Origin of the sequence: Methylobacterium sp. J-078, assembly GCF_022829285.1 — a bacterium.
Classification (GTDB): domain Bacteria; phylum Pseudomonadota; class Alphaproteobacteria; order Rhizobiales; family Beijerinckiaceae; genus Methylobacterium.
Map to the genome: position 1 here is coordinate 179,809 of NZ_JAKSYI010000069.1, position 21,506 is coordinate 201,314.

26 protein-coding genes and 1 pseudogene are annotated in these 21,506 nt (G+C 69.0%); 17 read left to right on the forward strand and 10 right to left on the reverse strand.

Going from position 1 to position 21,506, the window contains the following annotated elements; genetic code table 11:
* Window positions 1-250 precede the first annotated feature (250 nt).
* From MKK58_RS11640 to MKK58_RS11665, 6 genes are all read left to right on the forward strand, one after another.
* Window positions 251-1,405 carry a sensor histidine kinase gene (locus MKK58_RS11640; protein ID WP_409565234.1) on the forward strand — a complete coding sequence of 385 codons (1,155 nt, stop codon included), beginning with the start codon at window positions 251-253 and terminating at the stop codon, window positions 1,403-1,405.
* A complete protein-coding gene (locus MKK58_RS11645) occupies window positions 1,402-1,860 on the forward strand; it encodes a response regulator (protein ID WP_243912222.1) in 459 nt (152 codons plus the stop codon). Before MKK58_RS11640 ends, MKK58_RS11645 begins: the two co-directional genes overlap by 4 nt.
* 105 nt (window positions 1,861-1,965) lie before the next feature.
* Window positions 1,966-3,213, forward strand: coding sequence for a LarC family nickel insertion protein (locus MKK58_RS11650; RefSeq protein ID WP_243912223.1), 1,248 nt, complete (start codon window positions 1,966-1,968; stop codon window positions 3,211-3,213).
* The gene (locus MKK58_RS11655) at window positions 3,210-4,037 is read left to right on the forward strand and encodes an adenine nucleotide alpha hydrolase (protein ID WP_243912224.1); all 828 of its coding nucleotides are present in this window, start codon (window positions 3,210-3,212) and stop codon (window positions 4,035-4,037) included. Before MKK58_RS11650 ends, MKK58_RS11655 begins: the two co-directional genes overlap by 4 nt.
* Window positions 4,034-4,717 carry a nickel pincer cofactor biosynthesis protein LarB gene (gene larB, locus MKK58_RS11660; RefSeq protein ID WP_243912225.1) on the forward strand — a complete coding sequence of 228 codons (684 nt, stop codon included), beginning with the start codon at window positions 4,034-4,036 and terminating at the stop codon, window positions 4,715-4,717. Before MKK58_RS11655 ends, larB begins: the two co-directional genes overlap by 4 nt.
* 48 nt (window positions 4,718-4,765) lie before the next feature.
* On the forward strand, window positions 4,766-5,875 hold the full coding sequence (locus tag MKK58_RS11665) for an aldo/keto reductase (protein WP_243912226.1): 1,110 nt from the start codon (window positions 4,766-4,768) through the stop codon (window positions 5,873-5,875).
* 93 nt (window positions 5,876-5,968) lie between these two features.
* Here the strand turns inward: MKK58_RS11665 and MKK58_RS11670 are convergent, their stop codons facing one another.
* The 9 genes from MKK58_RS11670 to MKK58_RS11710 are packed head-to-tail and all read right to left on the reverse strand — an operon-like array spanning window position 5,969 to window position 14,504.
* Window positions 5,969-6,985, reverse strand: coding sequence for an ABC transporter substrate-binding protein (locus MKK58_RS11670; RefSeq protein WP_243912227.1), 1,017 nt, complete (start codon window positions 6,983-6,985; stop codon window positions 5,969-5,971).
* A 40-nt stretch (window positions 6,986-7,025) separates the two neighbouring features.
* Window positions 7,026-8,654, reverse strand: coding sequence for a thiamine pyrophosphate-binding protein (locus tag MKK58_RS11675; protein WP_243912228.1), 1,629 nt, complete (start codon window positions 8,652-8,654; stop codon window positions 7,026-7,028).
* Between the two features lie 41 nt (window positions 8,655-8,695).
* Window positions 8,696-10,426: an L-aspartate oxidase gene (locus tag MKK58_RS11680; protein ID WP_243912229.1), complete on the reverse strand. Its 1,731-nt coding sequence runs from the start codon at window positions 10,424-10,426 to the stop codon at window positions 8,696-8,698.
* Complete coding sequence (locus MKK58_RS11685) at window positions 10,426-11,031, reverse strand: fumarate hydratase C-terminal domain-containing protein (RefSeq protein WP_243912230.1); 606 nt, start codon at window positions 11,029-11,031, stop codon at window positions 10,426-10,428. Before MKK58_RS11685 ends, MKK58_RS11680 begins: the two co-directional genes overlap by 1 nt.
* A gap of 41 nt (window positions 11,032-11,072) precedes the next feature.
* Entirely contained in the window at window positions 11,073-11,945 is an 873-nt protein-coding gene (locus tag MKK58_RS11690) for a fumarate hydratase (RefSeq protein WP_243912231.1), read from the reverse strand.
* 47 nt (window positions 11,946-11,992) lie between these two features.
* Window positions 11,993-12,373, reverse strand: coding sequence for a succinate dehydrogenase, cytochrome b556 subunit (gene sdhC, locus MKK58_RS11695; protein ID WP_243912232.1), 381 nt, complete (start codon window positions 12,371-12,373; stop codon window positions 11,993-11,995).
* The gene (locus MKK58_RS11700) at window positions 12,370-12,699 is read right to left on the reverse strand and encodes a succinate dehydrogenase (protein WP_243912233.1); all 330 of its coding nucleotides are present in this window, start codon (window positions 12,697-12,699) and stop codon (window positions 12,370-12,372) included. Before MKK58_RS11700 ends, sdhC begins: the two co-directional genes overlap by 4 nt.
* Entirely contained in the window at window positions 12,696-13,481 is a 786-nt protein-coding gene (locus MKK58_RS11705) for a succinate dehydrogenase/fumarate reductase iron-sulfur subunit (RefSeq protein WP_243912234.1), read from the reverse strand. The genes MKK58_RS11700 and MKK58_RS11705 overlap by 4 nt, the downstream gene beginning before the upstream one ends.
* Window positions 13,482-13,484: 3 nt before the next feature.
* A complete protein-coding gene (locus MKK58_RS11710; RefSeq protein WP_243912235.1) occupies window positions 13,485-14,504 on the reverse strand; it encodes an ABC transporter substrate-binding protein in 1,020 nt (339 codons plus the stop codon).
* Between the two features lie 328 nt (window positions 14,505-14,832).
* On the opposite strand from MKK58_RS11710, the gene rpsJ reads away from it, so the two are divergent.
* The 11 genes from rpsJ to rpsQ are packed head-to-tail and all read left to right on the forward strand — an operon-like array spanning window position 14,833 to window position 20,095.
* Complete coding sequence (gene rpsJ, locus MKK58_RS11715) at window positions 14,833-15,141, forward strand: 30S ribosomal protein S10 (protein ID WP_018044230.1); 309 nt, start codon at window positions 14,833-14,835, stop codon at window positions 15,139-15,141.
* Window positions 15,142-15,191: 50 nt separating this feature from the next.
* Window positions 15,192-15,932, forward strand: coding sequence for a 50S ribosomal protein L3 (gene rplC, locus MKK58_RS11720; RefSeq protein WP_055949264.1), 741 nt, complete (start codon window positions 15,192-15,194; stop codon window positions 15,930-15,932).
* Complete coding sequence (rplD, locus tag MKK58_RS11725) at window positions 15,932-16,552, forward strand: 50S ribosomal protein L4 (protein WP_238280536.1); 621 nt, start codon at window positions 15,932-15,934, stop codon at window positions 16,550-16,552. Before rplC ends, rplD begins: the two co-directional genes overlap by 1 nt.
* Window positions 16,549-16,845, forward strand: a complete 297-nt coding sequence (locus tag MKK58_RS11730) for a 50S ribosomal protein L23 (RefSeq protein WP_018044227.1) — start codon at window positions 16,549-16,551, stop codon at window positions 16,843-16,845. The genes rplD and MKK58_RS11730 overlap by 4 nt, the downstream gene beginning before the upstream one ends.
* A 27-nt stretch (window positions 16,846-16,872) precedes the next feature.
* Window positions 16,873-17,709, forward strand: a complete 837-nt coding sequence (rplB, locus tag MKK58_RS11735; protein ID WP_055949274.1) for a 50S ribosomal protein L2 — start codon at window positions 16,873-16,875, stop codon at window positions 17,707-17,709.
* A 5-nt stretch (window positions 17,710-17,714) separates the two neighbouring features.
* Complete coding sequence (rpsS, locus tag MKK58_RS11740; protein WP_055949278.1) at window positions 17,715-17,993, forward strand: 30S ribosomal protein S19; 279 nt, start codon at window positions 17,715-17,717, stop codon at window positions 17,991-17,993.
* 2 nt (window positions 17,994-17,995) lie between these two features.
* The gene (gene rplV / locus MKK58_RS11745; protein ID WP_056183517.1) at window positions 17,996-18,382 is read left to right on the forward strand and encodes a 50S ribosomal protein L22; all 387 of its coding nucleotides are present in this window, start codon (window positions 17,996-17,998) and stop codon (window positions 18,380-18,382) included.
* A 10-nt stretch (window positions 18,383-18,392) separates the two neighbouring features.
* Window positions 18,393-19,133: a 30S ribosomal protein S3 gene (rpsC, locus tag MKK58_RS11750; RefSeq protein WP_056481096.1), complete on the forward strand. Its 741-nt coding sequence runs from the start codon at window positions 18,393-18,395 to the stop codon at window positions 19,131-19,133.
* Between the two features lie 47 nt (window positions 19,134-19,180).
* A complete protein-coding gene (gene rplP / locus MKK58_RS11755) occupies window positions 19,181-19,594 on the forward strand; it encodes a 50S ribosomal protein L16 (RefSeq protein WP_056091591.1) in 414 nt (137 codons plus the stop codon).
* Window positions 19,595-19,608: 14 nt separating this feature from the next.
* A complete protein-coding gene (gene rpmC / locus MKK58_RS11760) occupies window positions 19,609-19,824 on the forward strand; it encodes a 50S ribosomal protein L29 (RefSeq protein WP_018044221.1) in 216 nt (71 codons plus the stop codon).
* Window positions 19,825-19,834: 10 nt separating this feature from the next.
* Window positions 19,835-20,095 carry a 30S ribosomal protein S17 gene (gene rpsQ, locus MKK58_RS11765; protein WP_243912236.1) on the forward strand — a complete coding sequence of 87 codons (261 nt, stop codon included), beginning with the start codon at window positions 19,835-19,837 and terminating at the stop codon, window positions 20,093-20,095.
* 60 nt (window positions 20,096-20,155) lie between these two features.
* Here rpsQ and MKK58_RS11770 read toward each other — a convergent pair.
* A pseudogene (locus tag MKK58_RS11770) lies at window positions 20,156-21,472 on the reverse strand (RtcB family protein).
* Between the last annotated feature and the right edge of the window lie 34 nt (window positions 21,473-21,506).

Consider the following 21,506-nt stretch of genomic DNA (forward strand, 5'->3'; position numbering starts at 1 on the left):
GGGGCAGCCCGGCATCTCGGTCCAAGCCGGGGCACGGCCCGGGTGGCGGGCCGGTCTGCCTCGTCCACGTCGAGCGCTTCCGCCCAAGCCGACCGGTCCGTCGATCGCGCCGAGGGGCCCCGGAGGACCGCTCAGGACCGCTGAAATCTGCACGACAGGGTTGTGAATGCCGGGGGCCGTGCGGACCGCCCCCTCGACACGGAACCATTCCATGGACCATGGATTGCGCTCTGAGTCGCCGATCGATGAAATGCCCGGGCCGTCGCGCCGGGGGGCTTTGGAGAAACCGTCCCTCGTGCCGAGCCGTGGACCGATCGTGTCGTACGATACCACCACCACGACCCTTCCGACGCTGCGTCGTGGCTCGCAGCTGCACGAGACCGAACGGCGCCTGAACGCGGTCCTGAACAATGCCTCCGTGGCGATCTTCCTGATGGATGACCGCCAGCACTGCGTCTACATGAACCGGGCCGCCGAGCTGCTGACTGGCTTCAGCCTCCCAGAAGTCCTGGCGCGGGACTGCCCGCTCCACGACATCGTGCACCACACCTATCCGGACGGACGGCCGTTCCCCCTGCACGAATGCGCCATCGACCGGGCCTTCCCCGAGAACAACCAGGAGCGCGGCGAGGAAGTGTTCGTGCACAAGGACGGACACTTCTATCCGGTCGGCTTCACGGCCAGCCCCATCCGCGACGACGGCGCCAAGATCATCGGCACGATCATCGAGGTGCGCGACATCACCGAGGAGAAGGCGGCGGCCGAGCGCCAGCGCCTGCTGACGAACGAACTCAACCACCGCGTGAAGAACACCCTGGCGACGGTCCAGTCCATCGCCGCGCAGACCTTCCGGGGTCGGACCGACCAGGCCGCGCGTGCCATGTTCGATGCCCGCATGGTGGCGCTGTCCAACACCCACAATGTGCTGACCGCAGAGAACTGGGAGAGCGCCGGCCTGCGCAGCGTCGTGGAGAGCGCCCTGGCGCCGCACGCCCTCGCGGAGGTCGACACCGCCCGGTTCGACCTCGTCGGCCCCGACACACGCCTCCATCCCAAGGTCGCCGTGACCCTCGCCCTGGCGCTGCACGAACTCATGACCAACGCGGCCAAGTACGGCGCCCTCTCGGTGCCGGAGGGGCGCGTCGCCGTGCACTGGACGCTGACCCGGATCGGCGAGGGCGAGCAACTTGATATGACCTGGACCGAGACCGGCGGGCCGGCGGTGACCGAGCCGACCCGAAAGGGGTTCGGCTCACGACTGATCGAACGTCAATTGCCGATGGAGTTCGACGGCACCGCGGTGATCGCCTACCCGCAGACGGGCGCCGTCTGCACGCTGAAGATCCCGCTCACCACGCTGGGGTGGCACGGTCGCGACGTCGTCCTGGGGCGTGACGTCCGATGAGCGATCTGGAGGGACGACGCGTTCTCCTGGTGGAGGACGAGAGCCTGGTGGCGATGCTGGGCGAGGATATGCTCCTCGATCTCGGCTGTGAGGTCACCGTGGCCATGCGCCTCGAGAAGGCGCTGGCGCTCGCCCGCCACGAAGCCTTCGACATGGCGATCCTCGACGTGAACCTCGGCGAGACGGTCAGCTATCCGATCGCCGACGTGCTCTTCGAGCGCTGCATCCCCTTCATCTTCGCAACCGGCTACGGGACGAGCGGGATCGCCCCCACCTACAATGCGATCCCGGTGATGCAGAAGCCCTATCAGGTCGGACAGATGGCGGCCCTGCTCAAGCACCTGCTCACCTGCGAGACGCTGGTGCGGAAGGGGGGCACGCCGGGAACCGGGGTTTCCTGCACCTGCGCCGTGGGTCCCGGCCGCACCGGGCCGACGGCGATCCGGATCGACTGAGGGCGGTACCGCTGCGGCCTTCGGTCCCCGTCGCGGCGCGCTTGCCGCCGGACCTTTCCGACCGATGTCACGTTCCATTGCCACGGACCGTGAACGCCAGACCGCATGCAGATTCATCTCGACGCCCTCGGCGGTGTCGCCGGCGATATGTTCGCCGCCTCCCTCCTCGACGCCTTTCCCGAGCTTGAGGCCGGGGTGCTCGCGAGCATCCGGGCGGCCTTGCCGGAGGTCTCCTGCGAGTGCATCCGCCACAATGACGGGATTCTGGCGGGGCGCCGCTTCGTCGTGGCCCGGTCGGGTGCGTCGGATCGGACGGCGCATCATCATGAGCATGATCACGCGCACGATCACACGAATACCCACGCGCATCGGCACTGGTCGCAGATCCGCGCCGTGTTGGAGCGGGCGCCCCTTGCGTCCGCCGTCCGGGTCCACGCCATCGGCATCTTCACGCACCTGGCCCAGGCCGAAGCCCGGGTTCACGGCATCGCGGTGGACGCGGTGGCTTTCCACGAGGTCGGCGCCTGGGATTCGATCGCCGACATCGTGGCGGCGGCGCACCTGATCGCGCATCTCGAGATCACGGCGGCGAGTGTATCGGCCCTGCCGCTCGGGTCGGGCCGGGTACGGACGCAGCACGGGCCGCTGCCGGTACCGGCCCCGGCCACCACCCTCCTTCTGGAGGGTTTCACCACCCTCGACGACGGCATCCCGGGGGAGCGCGTGACTCCGACCGGCGCCGCGATCCTGCGCCACCTGCGCGATCACGCCCCGCCCGCGCCGGCGGCCCCGCGCACGCTCGCGGCCACCGGCATCGGCTTCGGCAGCAAGACGCTGCCCGGCATCGCGAACTGCCTGCGTGTGCTGGCCTACGCGGAGGCCCCGGCGGCCGGAAAGCAGTCCGAGCACCGCGAACTCGGGATCATCGAATTCGAGGTGGACGATCAGTCCGCCGAGGAACTCGCCATGGGGCTCGACCGCCTGCGTACGCATCCCGACATCTTCGACGTCGTGCAGATGCCCGTCTTCGGCAAGAAGGGCCGCATGATGACTCATGTCCGCGCGCTCGCCCGGGCCAGCGCCCTCGAATCCGCGATCGCGGCCTGCTTCACCGAGACGACCACCATCGGTTTGCGCCACCATGTCGTTTCGGGCGCCGCCCTGCCGCGCCGGTCGCTGACCGTCACGGTCGAGGGCCAGCCGGTGCGCGTGAAGGTGGTGGACCGGCCGGGCGGAGCGACCGCGAAGGCGGAATCCGACGATGCCCTGGCCGGCGAGAGCCACGCCGCGCGGGCCTCCCTGCGCCGGGCGGCCGAGGGAATTGCCCTGCGCGGCTCGGAGGACGAGGCATGAGCGCCGCGTCGCGCGATCAGCTCGGGGCCGTGCTCGGCGAAATCGGGCCCCTCGCCGTCGCGGTGAGCGGCGGCGTCGACAGCCTCACCCTGGCCGCGATGGCGCACCGCGTCCTCGGCCGCGAGGGCGCGCTGATGGTGCACGCAGCCTCGCCCGCGGTGCCGGGGGAGGCGACCGAGCGCGTGCGCGCGGAAGCGGATCGCAGCGGCTGGTCCCTCCGCGTGGTGGAGGCCGGCGAGTTCGCCGATCCGAACTACCGGGCGAACCCGGTGAACCGCTGCTTCTTCTGCAAGACCAACCTCTACGGCACGATCCGGAGCGTGACGGACCGCCCCATGGTCTCCGGCGCGAACCTCGACGACCTCGGCGAGTATCGCCCCGGCCTCGACGCCGCCCGGGAGTACGGCGTTCGCCATCCCTACATCGAGGCCGGATTCGACAAGGCGGCGGTGCGGGCCCTCGCGCGGGATCTCGGTCTCGGCGCAGTCTCGGATCTGCCGGCGGCGCCCTGCCTGTCGAGCCGAGTCGAGACCGGCATACGGATCGAGCCCGAGACCCTGGCCTTCATCCACCGGGTGGAAACCCTGGTGGGGGCGGCCCTCGGCACCGGGATGGACCCAAGGCGGGCGGTGCGCTGCCGCGTCCGAGCCGCCGGCATCGTGGTCGAACTCGATCCGAACAGCCTCGAACGGCTCGATGCCGGGGCGCGCGCGGTCCTCGCGGCGCGCATCGGTGCCGAGCACCCGGCGGGTTTGCCGGACGCCCCCGTGCGCTTCATGCCCTACCGCACCGGAAGCGCCTTCCTGACCGGGAGCGCATCATGAGCATCGCGGAGGAGTTCGTGCTCGACTTCGCGCGCCCGGAACGGATCGGCCTGGAAGAGGCGATCTACGCCACCGGCAAGTCGGTCGAACAGATCGACGCGATCCTGGATTCCGCGGCGGCGCGGGACGCGTCCCTGCTGCTGACGCGCCTCGATCCGAACAAGCACGTGGCGCTCGCGATGGCGCATCGGGCGCGGATCGACTACTGCGCCGTCTCGCGCACGGCGATGTTCGGTCCGCGACGCGCGGTCGCCGGCCCCGCCCGCATCGGCATCGTGGCGGCCGGCACCTCGGACATTCCCGTGGCGCGGGAGGCGGAGCGCACGCTGGCCTACCAGGGGGTCGCCAGCACGCTCTTCGCCGATGTCGGCGTGGCGGGCCTCTGGCGGCTGACCCGACGCCTGGACGAGATCCGCGCGCACCCGATCCTCATCGTGGCCGCCGGCATGGACGCCGCGCTGCCCAGCGTCGTCGGCGGCCTCGTGTCGAGCGCGCTGGTCGCGGTGCCGACCTCCGTCGGTTACGGCGTCGCGGAGGGCGGTCGCACGGCCCTCGACGCCATCCTGGCGAGCTGCGTACCCGGCATCACGGTCGTCAACATCGACAACGGCTACGGCGCGGCCTGCGCCGCCCTGCGCTGGCTCCACGCCGCCCGCACCCTCGCCGCCGTGGAGGTCTGAGATGCCGACCCACCCGGATATCGCCCTCGTTCGACACGGAGACCGACCATGGAACGCCGCAGCTTCCTCCAGGGCGCCGCACTCGGCGCCGGCCTCGCCGCGACCGCACCGGCGGGTGCGGCCGTGACCGCGCCCGGCCTGCCCAACACCCGTCCGAAGGACCCGGCCGACCTGCCCCTGGTCACCGATCCCGGCGAACGGCGCGGCGAGATGCTCTACCGCGCCTTCGGGCGCCACGCCGAGAAGATCTCGGCGATCGGCATGGGCGGTTTCCACCTCGGCAAGAACGCGGTTTCGGACGACGAGGCGACACGCCTCATCCACGCCGGCATCGATCGCGGCATCACCTTCATGGACAATTGCTGGGACTATAACGGCGGGCGCTCGGAGCTGCGCATGGGCGTCGCCCTCTCGCAGGGCGGCTACCGCGACAAGGTCTTCCTGATGTCCAAGATGGACGGGCGCACCAAGCAGGAGGCGATGCGTCAGATCGACGAATCCCTGAAGCGCCTGCGCACCGACCGCATCGACCTCGTGCAGCACCACGAGATCCTGCGCTTCGACGACCCCGACCGGGTCTTCGCCGAGGGTGGCGCCATGGAGGCCTTCGTCGAGGCCAAGCAGGCCGGCAAGCTGCGCTACATCGGCTTCACCGGGCACAAGGACCCGCGCATCCACCTGCAGATGCTGGACGTCGCCGAGGAGCGCGGCTTCCACTTCGACTCCGTGCAGATGCCGCTCAACGTCATGGACGCGCATTTCCGCTCGTTCGGGCACCTCGTGCTGCCCTATCTGGTCCAGCACGGCATCGCGGCGCTCGGCATGAAGACCTTCGGCGACGGCGTCATCCTGAAGAGCGACGCACCAATCAAGCCGCTCGAATACCTGCACTTCTGCCTGAACCTGCCGACCAGCGTGGTGATCACCGGCATCGAGAGCCAGCGCGACCTCGATCAGGCCTTCGAGGCGGTGAAGACCTTTGTGCCCATGGACAAGGCGAAGGTCGCCGCGTTGCTGGAGCGCAGTAAACCCTACGCTCTAGAAGGCAAGTACGAGCTGTTCAAGACCTCCGCGACCTTCGACGGCACGGCCAAGAACGCGGCCTGGCTCGGCGAGGACGTGGAGAGCGTCAAGAAGCTAGCGCCGACGATGGAATAGGGACCGCACCCGCTCGGCGGCGAGGGGAGCCACCCGATGCCGTCGAGCCTGTGAACCGTTCCGGCGGATCGCCCCGAGGACCCGGCAGGTGCCTCAGCTTCCGGGCTTGCCGTGGACGTTGGCAAAGAACAACTCGCGCCAATCCTTGGCGCCGCGCCGGATCGCCTTCGTGCGGGCCATGAAGTCGACGTAGCGCAGGATCGCCTGGGGCGTCGTCGTGAAGGCGACCTGCGGCGAGGCGAGGATCGATGCGATCAGGCCCACATCCGACCCGTCGCGAGCGAGACGCGCATAGGCCTGCGCGGCGGCTTTCGGATCGCCCGCGATGGACGCGACCGCCTCCTCCAGGGCCGCCATGAAGGCGGCGTGGACGGTCGGATTGGCCTCCACGAAGGCGGCGGAAGCCCAGACCACGTTGAAGGTCGAGGGACCGCCGAGCACGTCGAAGGTGTTCAGGATCGTCCGGATGCCGGGCCGGCGCAGCTCCAGTTCCTGGATCGGCGCGGCGGTGAAATGCGCGCTCACCTCCTGGCCCGCCAGGAGGGCCGCCATGCCGTCCGGATGCGACAGGGTCACGGTCAGGCGGTCGAGATCGTTCCGCCGGGCCTCCCCGAGTTCCTTCTCGGCCGCCATCTGCAGGAACATGGCCTGGACCGAGACCTTCACGGCGGGCAGGGCGATCTTATCCCGGTCGGTGAAATCGGCGAGCGACCGAATGCGGTCCACGTTCGTGTTCATGAGGAGCGGCATGGCGTTCATCGCCGCCACACCCTTCACCGCCATGCCGGTCCCATCGGTCTTCGACCAGAGCAGGACGAGGGGCGGCACGCCACCGGCCACGAACTGGACCGAGCCGGACAGGAGCGCGTCGTTCATCGCAGCCCCGCCCGCGAGAGTGACGAAGCGGGCGCCGAGGCCGGGCAGGCCCTTCGCCGCCGCGTGCTTCCGGAGCAGACCCTGTTCTTCCATGATCATCAACGGCAAGTGCCCCAGGCTCGGCTGGCGCGCGACGACGACCTCCTGCACCTCGGCGCGTGCGGGCCGCAGGCCGCCGAGGAGGGGCAGGCCCGCGCCGAGCAGCCCCCCGGCCAGAACGTCGCGTCGGCGCATGTGAACCTCCCTGGGTCGAAACCGTGGTGGGGATGTGCAGTCAGCCCGCTTTCGGCCGGCGGATGACGGGGGCCGGCACGCTCTCGATCAGCACGTTGAGGCAGGCCGGGAGGCCGCTGGCATGGGCCTCCTCCAGGGCCTGCGGCAGATCCTCGGCCCGGGTGACGAGGGCGCCGTGGCCGCCGAGCGCCGTCACGACACGATCGTAGCGCGAACTCAGCAGGTCGCAGTGGCGCGCCCGCTCCGGCCCGTAGTTGCGGAGCTGGATCTGGTACTCGGCGTTCCAGCGGGCGTCGTTGCCCACCACCGCGATGAAGGGCAGGCCGTAGCGCACGGCGGTGTCGAACTCGGCCATGTGGAAGCCGAAGGTGCCGTCCCCCAGGATCGCCACGATGGGTACCGCTGGGTCGTGGAGCCGGGCCGCCAGGGCGAAGGGCAGCGACGCGCCGATGGTGCCCGAGACACCGTTGATGAGACGTCGGGACGCCTGCACCAGGGCCTGGGGCCATTGTCCGATCTCGCCGCCGTCACAGATCAGGGTGCCACCGGGATGCTGGTCGAGGAAGGCGGCGACGCCGCGGCACAGCTCGACCGGGTGGAGGCGGCCCTCCGCGCCGCGCCGATCATCCCAGTCCGGGGGGCGGTATGCCACCGCCGCCCGCACGGCGGCGTGCCAGTCGGTCCGGTCGCCAGGGCGGCGGGTGTCGAAGTATCGGGCGAGGGCCGCGAGTGTCGGCAGTGCATCGGCCGTGCCCGAGACCGAGAGGCGGGCCGGATCGACCCGCGCGGCAAGCGCGGGATCGGGGTCGACGATGACGAAGCGGCAGTCCGGCGCCACCGCAGGCGCCTCGCCGAACTTCAGGGTGAAGTCGAGGGGCTTGCCGACGAGCACGAGGCAGTCGGCCTGGGCCAGCACCTCGGCGAAGGCGCCGAGGCTCGGATCGTTGAGGCCGCGCGGGCTCTCCATGCCGAGGACGGGCACGCCCGAGGCCGCCTCCAGCGCAGGCATCCGGGCGCGGCCCTCGGTGCCGCAGGCGACCGGGCCGCACAGGATCAGAGGGCGCCGCGCCCGGCCGAGCTCCACCGCCACGGCCTCGACGAGGTTGGCGCCGGGCTCTTCGATCCGCGGCGTGGCGTCGGGAGGAGGCGACGGTACGGCCGAAGCGGGCGCCTCCAGGAGATCGACCGGGAGGCTCAAGTGGACGGGCCCCGGCCGGCCCTCCCGGGCGAGGCGCATGGCCCGGGCGACGTCGTCGGCGAGCGTCTCGACGGAGGCGGCTGTCCACGAGGCTTTGGTCATCGGGCGGGCGATGTCGGCCTGGGCGAGTTCCTGGAACGCGCCGCGCCCGATTTCGGACAGGCCGGCATGGCCGGAGAGGAGGAGGACCGGGCTTTCGGCGGCGAGCGCCGTGAACAGGGCGGCGGCGCCGTTCGTCTGCCCCTGGCCGCCGGTGACCAGGGCGACTCCGACCTCGCCGGTCAGGCGCCCCCAGGCATCGGCCATGTGCACGCAGGCGGCCTCCTGGCGGACATGCACCACCGCGATGTTCGTGCCCAGCAGGGCATCGAAGATCGGCATGATGTGGTTGCCCGACAGGGTGAAGATGCGGCGGACGCCGAGGCGCTCCAGGGTCTCGACGACGATGTCGGCTCCGCGCGGCTGGCCCATGGCGTTCGTCCCTCAAGATCCGGCGTAGGGGGAAAGCGGCCTCAGGCCGCCGCGTCGAGGAGGGATTCGCCGGGCCGCACATGCGTGAAGGCGACGGGCTCCAGGGAGACGTCGAGGCCGTCCGCTCCCTGGCGCACCACGGTGTAGTGCGAGGTGGCGAGATCCGAAGCGTCGGGGAAGTCCTCGCGGAAATGCGCTCCGCGGCTGTCGGTGCGGGCCAGCGCCGCGGCCTGGATCGACCGGCTGACGAGGACGAGGTTCTCGAGGTTGAGCCGGTCCATCCAGGTGAGGTTGTAGCGGCGGTCGCCGTCGGGGATGCCCGCCTCCGTCACCGCAGCCGCGAGGGCGTCGAGGCGCTCGCCGGCCCGCGCCAGCCCGGCCGCGTCGCGCAGGATGCCGACATCGTCCCACATGCTCGCGTAGAGGGCCTCCCGGATCGCTCCGAGGTCCCCGGCCGGGCGCCCCAGGGGGCCGTAGGCGCGGGCGAGCCCCGCCTCCACCGCGTGAGGATCGGGCTCGGCCAGATGCCTCACACCCCGAATGTCGCGGGCCATGGCGGCGCCGGCGAGCCCTCCGAACACCGTCGAGTTGGCGACGCCGTTGCCGCCGAGGCGGTTGGCCCCGTGCACCCCGCCGGTATCCTCCCCGGCCGCGTAGAGGCGCGGCAGCTCGGTGCCGCATCCGGGGCGGAAGGCGACGCCGCCCATCATGTAATGGGCGGTGGGGATGACCTCGACCCGGCCCCCGGCGAGGTCGAAGCCGCAATCGGCGCAGCGCTCGACCATGCCCTTGAACTTGCGCCGCACGTCCTCGGGTCCGAGATGGCTCATCTGGATGTAGACCCCGCCATGCGGGGTGGCGTGGCCCTCGCGGATGCGCCGCATGATCGAGCGGCTCACCACGTCGCGCGTCGCCCGCTCCGCGCGCGGGTCGTAGTGGTGCATGAAGCGCTCGCCCGAGGCATCGAGCAGGTAGCCGCCCGCGCCCCGCAGGCCCTCCTCCAGTACCGTGCCGGTCATCCGGGTGCCGGCCCCCGCCAGCAGGCCGGTGGGATGGAACTGGACCATCTCCATGTCGCGCAAGGGGAGCCCGACGCGGAGCGCCATGGCGAGCCCGTCGCAGGTCTTATCGCCCGAGGGCGTGTGGAACTTGTACATCGTCGGGCCGCCGCCCGTGGCGAGCAGGGTCGCCCTGGCGCGGACCAGGACCGGGATCCCGGTCCGCATGTCGACCATCAGCACGCCGGCGAGGCCGCTTCCGTCGGCGGCCGGAATCAATTCGAGGGCGCGGTGATCCTCCAGGCGCCGGACGTCGCGGCGCCAGACCTGCTCGGACAGGCGGTTGACGATCTCGATACCGGTGAGGTCGCCCTTGTGCACGGTGCGGTCGAAGGTCTGGCCGGCGAAGGCCTTCTGGTGGACGCTGCCGTCGGGGTTGCGGTCGAAGAAACAGCCGAGCTCTGTTTCCAGCTCGCGGATGCGGACCTGCGCCTCCGTGACCAGGGTCCAGGCCAGCTCCTGGTTGTTGAGCCACTTGCCGCCCTCGATCGTGTCCATGAAGTGGCGCTCGACCGAATCGCCCGGGGCGAGGGCAACGTTGTAGCCGCCCTGGACCATGCGGGTGCAGCCGCACTTGCCGAGCAATCCCTTGACCGCGATGGTGACCTCGAGCTCGGGCGCGGTCTTCTTGGCGTGGAGGGCCGCGAACAGGCCCGCCCCGCCGGAGCCGAGGATCAGGATGTCCGTCTCGACCATCGTCAGGCTGGCGTGCATCAGACGGCTCCCAGGCTCTCGATGATGGCGTCGCGCCGGCTGGCGACGTCGCGCTGGACGTCGGCGAAGAGCGAACCGCCGTGAGAATCCATGCCGACGAGGAGCGGGCCGAAATCGTGGATCGCGAACTTCCACAGGCTCTCGGGGTGGAGGTCGTCGAGGTCGATGTCCTCGATCCGCTCGATCCAGGTGGTCTCCAGGGCAGCGGCGCCGCCGACGATGGCGAGGTAGGCGCCGCCGTGCTCGGCGAAGGCCGCGAGGGTGAGGGGGCCCATGCCGCCCTTGCCGACGATGAGGCGCACGCCCTCGCGGCGCATCAGCGCGTCGGTGAAGCGCTCCATCCGCATGGAGGTGGTGGTGCCGATGCAGAACGGCGCGTAGCCGACGGGGGCGTCCGCCGAGACCGGCACCCGGTGGACGTTGGGCGCGGTGTGGATCACGGCGTGGCCGGTCAGATCGAGATGCGTCCGGCGCTCCCGGTCAAACATGTGGATCAGGGTGGCGTCGCGGATGCCGAACAGGGTTTTCCGCAGGGTGACGGTGTCGCCGACCTTCAGGGCGCGGACCTGCGCCGCGTCGATCGGCATGTCGAGAACGTGGTGCATGGCGCGGCCCTCCCGGCGGTGGCGTCGATACGGCGTTCGGATCAGTCGAAGGCGATACCGCCGGGGGTGAAGGTCGCCTTGGCCCGGCGGGCCGAGTGGCACTGGATGTTCACCGCCACCGGGTTCTGGGTGATGTGCGTCGCGGCGATCTCCACATGGACGGCGAAGCTGGTGGAGCGCCCGCCGAGTCCCTGGGGGCCGATGCCGAGCTCGTTGACGGCGCGCGACAGCTCCGCCTCGATCCGGGCGCCCTCCGGGTCGGAGCAGGCCGAGCGCAGCTTGCGCGTGGCCGCCACCTTGGCGAGGTGCATGCACAGGTCCGAGGTGCCGCCGATGCCGACGCCCACGATGGTCGGCGGGCAGACGCGGCCGCCGAGTTCGATCACCCGGTCGATGACGAAGCGCTTGACCGCGTTGATGCCGTCGGAGGGCAGGAGCATCTGAAGAAACGAGCCGTTCTCCGAGCCCGAGCCCTTCGGAATCATCTCGACCGACACGGTCTCGGGCCGATCGTCGAAATCCACGTGGATGATCGGCACGCGGATGCCGCAGGAGGTCTGCTCGTTCACACGCGTGATCGGGTGGACCACCGAGGAGCGCAGGGAGTGCTCGGTGGTGGCGCGGGCGCAGCCGCACCGGATGGCGGCCTTGAGGTCGGCGCCGTCGAAGCGCACGTCGCGCCCGATCGTCACGTTGTAGATCGGGATGCCGGTGTCCTGGCACAGGATGTTCTTGGTGCGCTCGGCCACCGCGATGTTCTCGACCATGGTGCCGAGGATCGCCCGGCCGGTGGCGCTGGTCTCCTCCCGCGCGAGATCGGCAAAGCCCGCCTTGATGTCCGGGGGCAGCAGCTTCAGGGCGCGGACGTAGAGGTCCCTGCACACCACTTCGACTTCGGTGAGGTCGAGGTCCATGCCGGTCTCCTTGAATGAGGGTTGGAGGGCGTTGCGTCCGGGCGGAGTCAGGCGCCGCCGAGGAGGAACAGGAGCCCCACAGCCAGGCTGACCGCCACGCAGACCGAGACGATGAGTGCCGTATGCTCGTGGGTGGCGAACCACTCGAGGGCGAGCACGCGCAACCCGAGGACGAGGTGCAGGGCGAGCGCGCTGACGAGGCCCCATTCGGCCATGCGCACGAAGCCGTTATGGGTCAGCCCGAGGAAGCTCTCGAAACGATCTGCTCCCTGAAGCGCAGTCCCGAGGGCGATGAAGTGCATCGGCAGGAACAGGGCCAGGGCGACCCCCGAGAGGCGATGCAGCAAAGCGGCGGCGAAGCCCGCGCGCAGACGGGCCGCCTGGAGGGCGCCACGCCGGGGGAGGGCGGTCTGCGTCCCGGCGCTCATGCGACGTACACCGCGAGGGCGGCGTGCAGGCCGAGGACGAGGAGGAGGGCCGCGACGGCGAGCATCGCCCCGTCGAGGGAGCGTCCGCGCCAGGGCGTCCACTCGCGCAGGATGCTGCGCAGACCGATGGGCGCGTGGATCGCCGCCGCCACGACGAAGACGTTGTAGAACACGAAGAAGGCCAGGTTGCCCTGCGTCCGGCCCAGGATCTCGCCGGCGGTCAGGCCGCCGCGCACGGCGTACAGGATCGTGCCGAGATGCACCGCCACCGCCACCGCGAGGATCACCGCGGTGCCGCGCTGGGCCACGTAGAGGAGCGGGCTCATGCCGACCTCCGGAAGTGCCGCGCGCCGAAGCGCTTCAGGGCGGACCGGGAGGTGGCGCGCTTCAGGCCCGCGATGGCGAAGGTCGGCGCCAGAGCCTTCGGACAATGTTCCGTGCAGCTCATGTGGGTGTGGCAGGACTGGCAGCCCCCATCCCCGGACACGGCCTCCAGCCGCGCGTCCTGCCCTCGGTCGCGGACGTCGTTGACCAGGGTCCAGGCCCGGTTGAGGGCGGCCGGCCCGAGATAGTCGGGGTTCCAGGTGACCACGTCGCAGGCGGCGTAGCAGACGCCGCAATTGATGCACTCGATGCCGGCATCCACCGCGCGACGCTCGGGCGAATCCGGGGCAACCACCGCGAAGTCGTCGAGCGGCGCGGCGCCCGGCTCGAAGGCGCCGTGGGCGGCCGTCCATTTCTGGAAGAACGGCTCCATGTCGACGGCCAGATCCTTGACCACCGGTAGGTTGCGCAGGGGTTCCAGGGTCAGGCCGTCGTTCTCCGCCACCGCCGCGACCCGGGTGCGGCAGGTCCAGCGCGGGCGGCCGTTCACCGTCATGGCGCAGGAGCCGCACATGCCGACCCGGCAGGCGAAGCGGTAGGCCAGGGTCGGGTCCTGCTCGCGCTGGATCTCGGTGACCACGTCGAGGACGGTCTGGGCCGGGCGCCGCGCCACGGTGAAGGCCTGGAATCCATCGTCCCGCCGGATGCGCACCGTCAGTGTCGCGTACGGCGCGGCTTCGATCGTGGGATCGGCCAGGGACGCGGTGGGAACCGGGGCGTTCATGCCTCAGCGCTCCGCCTTGGCGGCGGCGCCGGGAAAGAACAGCTCGCCCTGATCCGTGGCCTTGGCAGGCACGAGGCCGGCGCGGTTCATGTAGTCGAGATAGGCCAGCATGTTCAAGGGCGCGCTGGTCCACTGGGTCTGCGGCGCGCGGATGATCTCGATCGCCTCTGCCTCGGTCAGCCGGGCATTCTCCGCCTTGATCCACAGGGCCGCCACCTTGGCGGGCTCCGCCTTGATCAGCGCCAAGCTCTCATCGAGGGCGCCCCGGAAAGCCGCGACGATCTTCGGGTTGGCCGTGACGAAGCGGTTGCTCGCCCAGACGAGGTTGAAGGTGTGGGGGCCGCCCAGCACGTCGTAGCTGTCGAGCACCTTGCGGGCGCGCGAGTCCTTCAGCTCCATTTCCTGGAACGGCGGCGAGCCGAAATGCGCGGTGATCTCCGAGCGACCGCCGAGCATCGCCGTCTGCGCGTCGGGATGGCCCATCGAGACCGTCAGCGGATCGAGCTTTCCTTGCTGGCCGGGGCCGAAGGCCTTCTCGGCGGCCATCTGCAGGGTGATGGCCTGGATCGAACTCTTCACCGTCGGCAGGGCGATCTTGTCCTTCTCGGTGAAGTCCTTGATCGACTTGACTGCCGGATTCACGCTCACCAGCCAGAGCGGCATGGCGTTCAGGGCCGCCACGCCCTTGACCTGCAGGTTGCCCCGGGTGCGCCCCCAGATCGTCAGCATCGGTCCGACCCCACCGGCGGCGAAATCGAGGTTTCCCGACAACAGGGCCTCGTTCATGCCGGAGCCGCCGGTGAAGCGCAGCCACTCGGTCTTCAGTTCAAGGCCCTGCTGGCGGGCGTGTTTCTCGAGGAGCTTCTCCTCCTCCATCACGGTGAGCGGCAGGTAGGAGATGCCGAACTGCTTGGCGAGGCGCACCATCGAGGCCTCCGCCTGGGCGGCGCCCGAGGCAGTCAGTAGGGTCGCCGAGACCAGGGCCGCGGCTCCGCAGAGCCGGATGAGACGCCCGAGCGCCATGTGTTCCTCCTGCGTAGGCCCGAATTCTCTGGTCCGGTGCCGAGGGCCACGATAGCCTCGTCGCGACCGCTGTCAACGGTCATATGTCATATACATGAGTTGCCGATGGCGAACCGTACCAGCACCTTCCCTGGCCCCCCGGCACACCCCGAGAGGACGGGGCCGGCCGAACCCCTGGCGAGCCGCCCACTCTATCTGCAGGCGCGCGACCCGGCGTCGTCGCCGCCATCAACGAGTAATCGTCCGTCCAAACGGTCAATCTGCAGGGAACGATTGAGGGGCGGGTCCTCGCGCCCGCCCCTCCCTCGCCCCGCCAAGGTTTCAGGTCATGAACGGTCAGAATATTCGCATCCGCCTCAAGGCGTTCGACCATCGCATCCTCGATGCGTCGACCCGCGAGATCGTCTCGACGGCCAAGCGCACCGGCGCCACCATCCGTGGCCCGATCCCGCTGCCGACGCATATCGAGAAGTTCACCGTCAACCGCTCGCCGCACATCGACAAGAAGTCGCGTGAGCAGTTCGAGATGCGCACCCACAAGCGCGTCCTCGATATCGTCGATCCGACGCCGCAGACCGTGGACGCGCTGATGAAGCTCGACCTCGCCGCCGGCGTGGACGTGGAGATCAAGCTCTGAGTCCCGCCGGGATTTAGAGCTTACCGTAGAATCGCGCGAGGGAGACACCTATGCGCTCAGGCGTCATCGCACAGAAGGTCGGCATGACCCGCATCTTTACGGATGCAGGCGAACATGTCCCCGTCACCGTGCTCAAAATCGATCAATGTCAGGTGGTTGCCCACCGTACCGTCGAGAAGAACGGCTACGTCGCCCTTCAGGTCGGCGTCGGCAAGGCCAAGGTGAAGAACGTGTCGGCTGCCGAGCGCGGCCGGTTCGCGGTCGCCAAGGTCGAGCCCAAGCAGAAGCTCGCCGAGTTCCGCGTGTCGGAAGACAAGCTGATCCCGGTCGGCGCGGAAATCACCGCCGATCACTTCATCCCGGGCCAGTTCGTCGACGTGACGGGCACCACCACGGGTAAGGGCTTCGCCGGCGGCATGAAGCGCTGGAACTTCGGCGGTCTTCGCGCCACCCACGGCGTGTCCATCTCGCACCGCTCGATCGGTTCGACCGGTGGCCGCCAGGACCCGGGCAAGACCTTCAAGAACAAGAAGATGCCCGGTCACATGGGCGTCGACCGGGTCACCACCCAGAACCTGCGCGTCGTGCGCACGGATCCTGAGCGTGGCCTCATCCTCGTCGAGGGCGCCGTTCCGGGCGTTGCCGGCGGCTGGATCCAGATCCGCGACGCGGTGAAGCGCAAGCTCCCCGCGGACGTTCCGCAGCCTGGCAAGTTCCGTGAGCAGGGCGCTTCCGCCCCGGCTACCGAAGCGCCGGCTCCCGAGGCTCCCGCTTCCGAGGAGAACGCGTGATGAAGCTCGATATCACCACCCTCGACGGCGAGGGCGCCGGTTCGGTCGACCTCAACGAGACCATCTTCGGTCTCGAGCCCCGCGTCGACCTCCTTCAGCGCATGGTGCGCTGGCAGCTGGCCAAGCGCCAGGCCGGCACCCACGCGGTGAAGAACCGCTCGGACGTGAACCGCACCCGCAAGAAGCTCTACAAGCAGAAGGGCACGGGTAACGCCCGTCACGGCGCCGCCTCCGCTCCGCAGTTCCGCGGCGGTGGACGTGCCTTCGGTCCGGTCGTGCGCAGCCATGCCCACGACCTGCCCAAGAAGGTTCGCGCGCTCGCCCTGAAGCACGCCCTGTCCGCGAAGGTGAAGGATTCCACCCTCATCATCGTCGACGACGTGAAGCTCGCCGAGGGCAAGACCAAGGCGCTCGTCGAGCGCTTCGAGAAGATGGGCCTGTCCAGCGCCCTGATCATCGGCGGTGCCGAGGTGGACGTGAACTTCGCACGCGCCGCCCGCAACATCCCGCAGATCGACGTGCTGCCGATCCAGGGCATCAACGTGTACGACATCCTGCGTCGCGAGAAGCTCGTGCTGACCCGCGCAGCGATCGATGCGCTGGAGGCGCGTTTCCAATGAGTGCCGATCCGCGCCACTACGACATCATCGTCTCCCCGGTCATCACCGAGAAGGCGACGAACCTCACCGAACAGAACAAGGTCGTGTTCCGGGTTTCCCCGAAGGCGACCAAGCCGCAGATCAAGGAAGCGGTGGAGAAGCTGTTCGACGTCAAGGTCACGGGCGTGAACACGCTCGTCACCAAGGGCAAGAAGAAGATTTTCCGCGGGCTTCGCGGACAGCGCTCGGACGTGAAGAAAGCGATCGTGACCCTCGCCGAGGGTGAGACGATCGACGTCACGACCGGCCTCTGAGACAAGTCGGGTTAAGGATTACCACCGATGGCCTTGAAGACATTCAAACCGGTCACGCCGAGCCTTCGCCAGCTCGTGCTCGTCGACCGCCGTGAGCTCTACAAGGGCAAGCCGGTCAAGAAGCTCACCGAGGGCAAGTCGTCGTCCGGCGGCCGCAACAACCTCGGCCGCATCACGGTCCGTTTCCGGGGCGGCGGTCACAAGCGCACGCTCCGCAACGTCGACTTCAAGCGTCGCGAGCAGATGGGCGTGTCCGCCACCGTCGAGCGGATCGAATACGATCCGAACCGCACCGCGTTCATCGCGCTGATCGCCTTCCCCGACGGCACGCAGAGCTACATCCTGGCTCCGCAGCGCCTGTCGCCCGGCGACAAGGTGATCGCGGCCGAGCAGGTCGACATCAAGCCCGGCAATGCCGGTCCGGTCGGCAACATGCCGGTGGGCACGATCGTCCACAACGTCGAGCTCAAGATCGGCAAGGGTGGCGCGATCGCCCGCTCCGCCGGCAACTACGCCCAGATCGTCGGGCGCGATCAGGGCTACGTCACGCTCCGCCTGAACTCGGGCGAGCAGCGCCTGGTCCACGGTCAGTGCTTCGCCAGCGTCGGCGCGGTCTCCAACCCGGACCACATGAACATCTCGCTCGGCAAGGCCGGCCGCAACCGCTGGCTCGGCAAGCGCCCGCACGTGCGCGGCGTTGCCATGAACCCGGTCGACCACCCGCACGGCGGCGGCGAGGGACGTACGTCAGGCGGCCGTAACCCGGTCACGCCCTGGGGCGTTCCCACGAAGGGGAAGAAGACCCGCTCGAACAAGCGGACCGACGTCTTCATCCTGTCCAGCCGTCACAACCGTAAGAAGTAACGCCCATGGCACGCTCGCTCTGGAAGGGGCCGTTCATCGACGGCTACCTCCTCAAGAAGGCCGAAGCCGCTCGCGGTTCCAGCCGTAACGAAGTCATCAAGATCTGGAGCCGCCGCTCCACGATCCTGCCGCAGTTCGTCGGGCTCACCTTCGGTGTGCACAACGGACAGAAGCACATCCCGGTCTACGTCTCCGAGGAAATGGTCGGCCACAAGTTCGGCGAGTTCTCGCCGACCCGCACCTTCCACGGTCACGCAGCCGACAAGAAGTCGAAGAGGCGCTGATCATGGGCAAGCCCGCCACTCCCCGCGCGCTCCCCGAGAACGAGGCTCAGGCCGTCGCGCGCATGCTGCGCGTCAGCCCCCAGAAGCTCAATCTCGTCGCGCAGCTCATTCGCGGCAAGAAGGTCGACTCGGCGCTCGCCGATCTCGAATTCTCCCGCAAGCGGATCGCCCGCGAGGTCAAGAAGTGCCTCGAGAGCGCGATCGCCAACGCCGAGAACAACCACAACCTGGATGTCGACGACCTCGTCGTCACCCAGGCGTTCGTCGGCAAGGCGCTCGTGCTGAAGCGGTTCCACGCCCGTGCGCGTGGCCGCGGCGCCCGTATCCTGAAGCCCTTCGCGAACCTCACCATCGTGGTGCGCGAAGTCCCGACCGCCGAAGCGGCGTGAGGAGGACCTGATGGGCCAGAAAGTCAATCCGATCGGTCTGCGGCTCGGTATCAACCGGACCTGGGACTCCCGCTGGTTCGCCCAGAAGGGTGAATACGCCAAGCTCATGCACGAGGACGTCGCGATCCGCGCCGCCCTCATGAAGCAGCTCAAGCAGGCTGCCGTCTCGAAGATCGTCATCGAGCGTCCGCACCGGAAGTGCCGCGTCACCATCCACTCGGGTCGTCCGGGCGTGGTGATCGGCAAGAAGGGCGCGGACATCGAGAAGCTTCGCAAGCTGGTCGGCACGCTGACCAAGGCCGAAGTGACGATCAACATCGTCGAGGTGCGCAAGCCCGAGATCGACGCCACCTTGGTGGCCGACTCGATCGCCCAGCAGCTCGAGCGCCGCGTCGCCTTCCGTCGCGCCATGAAGCGCGCCGTGCAGTCGGCCATGCGTCTCGGTGCCGAGGGCATCCGCATCAACTGCTCGGGCCGCCTCGGCGGCGCCGAGATCGCCCGCCAGGAATGGTACCGCGAGGGCCGCGTTCCCCTGCATACCCTCCGCGCCGACGTCGATTACGGCGTCGCCACCGCCTTCACGACCTACGGGACGTGCGGCATCAAGGTGTGGGTGTTCAAGGGCGAGATCCTCGAGCACGACCCGATGGCACAGGACAAGAAGGCGCAGGAAGAGGGTGGCCGTTCGGGCGGCCGTCGCGAGCGCGATGGTGAGGGTGGCCGCGAGCGCGGCCGGCGCGAGCACGCCTGACGGCGCGCTCGTGACCCCGTCACCCAGAAAGGTGTTGAGAGGCTGCCATGTTGCAACCCAAGAAGACCAGGTTCCGTAAGCAGTTCAAGGGCCGCATCCACGGTGCGGCCAAGGGCGGCTTCGACCTCAACTTCGGGACGTTCGGCCTGAAGGCCATCGAGCCTGAGCGCATCACCGCGCGGCAGATCGAGGCGGCCCGCCGCGCGATCACCCGCGAGATGAAGCGCCAGGGCCGCGTCTGGATCCGGATCTTCCCGGACGTTCCGGTCACCGCCAAGCCCACCGAAGTCCGCATGGGCTCCGGTAAGGGTGCACCCGAGTTCTGGGCTGCCCGCGTGCATCCCGGACGTATCATGTTCGAAGTCGACGGCGTGGCCGAGGACGTTGCGAAGGAGGCCCTGCGCCTCGGCGCGGCGAAGCTCCCGATCCGCACGCGCGTCGTTCAGCGCATCGCTGACTAAGGGAGGAGGGGATCATGAAGTCGTCGCAGAGACAGTCGGATCTGGCCGCCCTGTCGCCCGATCAGCTGAACGATGAGCTGTTGAACCTGAAGAAGGAGCAGTTCAACCTGCGCTTCCAGGGCGCCACCGGCCAGCTCGAGAACGTCGCGCGCGTCCGCGAAGTCCGCCGCGATATCGCCCGCGTCCGTACGCTCCAGCGTCAGAAGACGCTGAAGTCGGCGCAGGCCTGAGGAGTACACCATGCCGAAGCGCGTATTGCAGGGCGTCGTCGTCAGCGACAAGGGCGAGAAGACCATCGTCGTCAAGGTGGAGCGTCGCTTCACCCACCCGGTGATGAAGAAGACCGTCCGTCGCTCGAAGAACTACCACGCCCACGACGAGTCCAACGTCGCCAAGGTCGGTCAGACCGTGTCGATCGAGGAGTGCCGTCCGTTCTCGAAGACCAAGACCTGGCAGCTCGTGACGGGCGCCGGGTCGGAAGCTCCCGCCGCTGAGGCGTGAGCCAACACACGGGACGCGGCAAACACGGGCGCAGGTTTCTGCGCCCGTTTTTTTATTCGCTCATGCGCTGCGCAGAGCTTGACGGACCCGTGGTCCCGATCCGATCGCGTGGAGGGCGCAGGCGAGGCAGGTAGGATCAGGGGGCCTCGACTGGGATCCGGGCAGACGCCCCTTCTTCCGCCAGGACGCCTCCGCAGCCCAGTCGCCGGCCATGATGCTGCCATAGGGCTCGACCGAATCGACGATGTCAGCGAGATCGTACTTCGTGATCTGCGCGCGAACTGACGTCGCGTCCTTGTAGGCACCTGGCAGTTCAGAGAGGTCCGGCTTACCGCAGAAGAACCGCGCGTCGATTCCCTCCGGCCATTCAGGTGTGTGTCCGCGCAGGTAGGCGGTTCGGCTCATGTTGCGACCGGCGCCGTGCGGGGCGAACCCCAGGGTTTCCGTGCGATTGCGATGACGGGCGATGAGGATCGGCGCGCCCATGTTCAGGGGGATCAGAGTCCGGCCGTCATCGTCCGGGGAGAACCCCGACCACGAGGGTGTCGCACCCTTGCCATGGTAGTAGAGCCCGTCGTCTCGCCGGAAGACGAAGTTGTGCTCGTTTCAGAAGCGATCGGCGACGCAGGCCCCCAGGCGACCCAAGGCGAGATCATGGATCGCGTAGTGGCTCGCCCGTGTCCATTGCCGCACGATCTGGAGCGCCTCCCAGTAGATGCGTCCGTTTTCACTGTCGGCCTTGATCCAGGCGTTGTGCGGCGGAACCGTGGGTGCGACCTTCGCCGTGTGGCGCTTCGCCAGCGCCATGCCTTTGGTGTAGAGTTGTGCTCCGAGGCCCCGCGAGCCGTGGTGGGTGACGAGAGCAGTCTGGCCCGACGAAGCCAGGCGGCCGACATAGGCGAAATGGTTGCCGTCGCCTTGGGTCGCGAAATCCCTTGCGGCCCGGCTGGCGAAACTTGCGAGAAACAGGTTCGCGTCGATGCGCGCGCCGATCTCCGCCGGCATCTCCACGGGGTCCGGGCGGCCGCCCGGTCCGAAATGGCAGACCGCCTGCACGGCATCGAGCACAGCGCGCGGGTCCGGCTCGACGGCGAGGACCGTGATGGCGACGGAACAGCAGATGTCGGCCGAATGGAAGCCGGGATGGATCGCATCCTCGCAAGCCACCGCCCCACCCACGGGGATCGTACCGGGCTCCCGACCGGACGGGCAGGCATCTGGCATGATCACGCCCGCGCGAATCGTCGGGACGCGCATCAGTTCGTCCATATGCGCGAACACCTTCGCGGCGTTGTCGCGTTCGACAGCGTCGTTCGCATCGAGGAAGATCCCATAGGGGAGGGGGACCGTGCGCATCGGAATCGTGGCGGGCACCATCTCGGCGACGGCATCGATGATCTCCCGGTCCGTC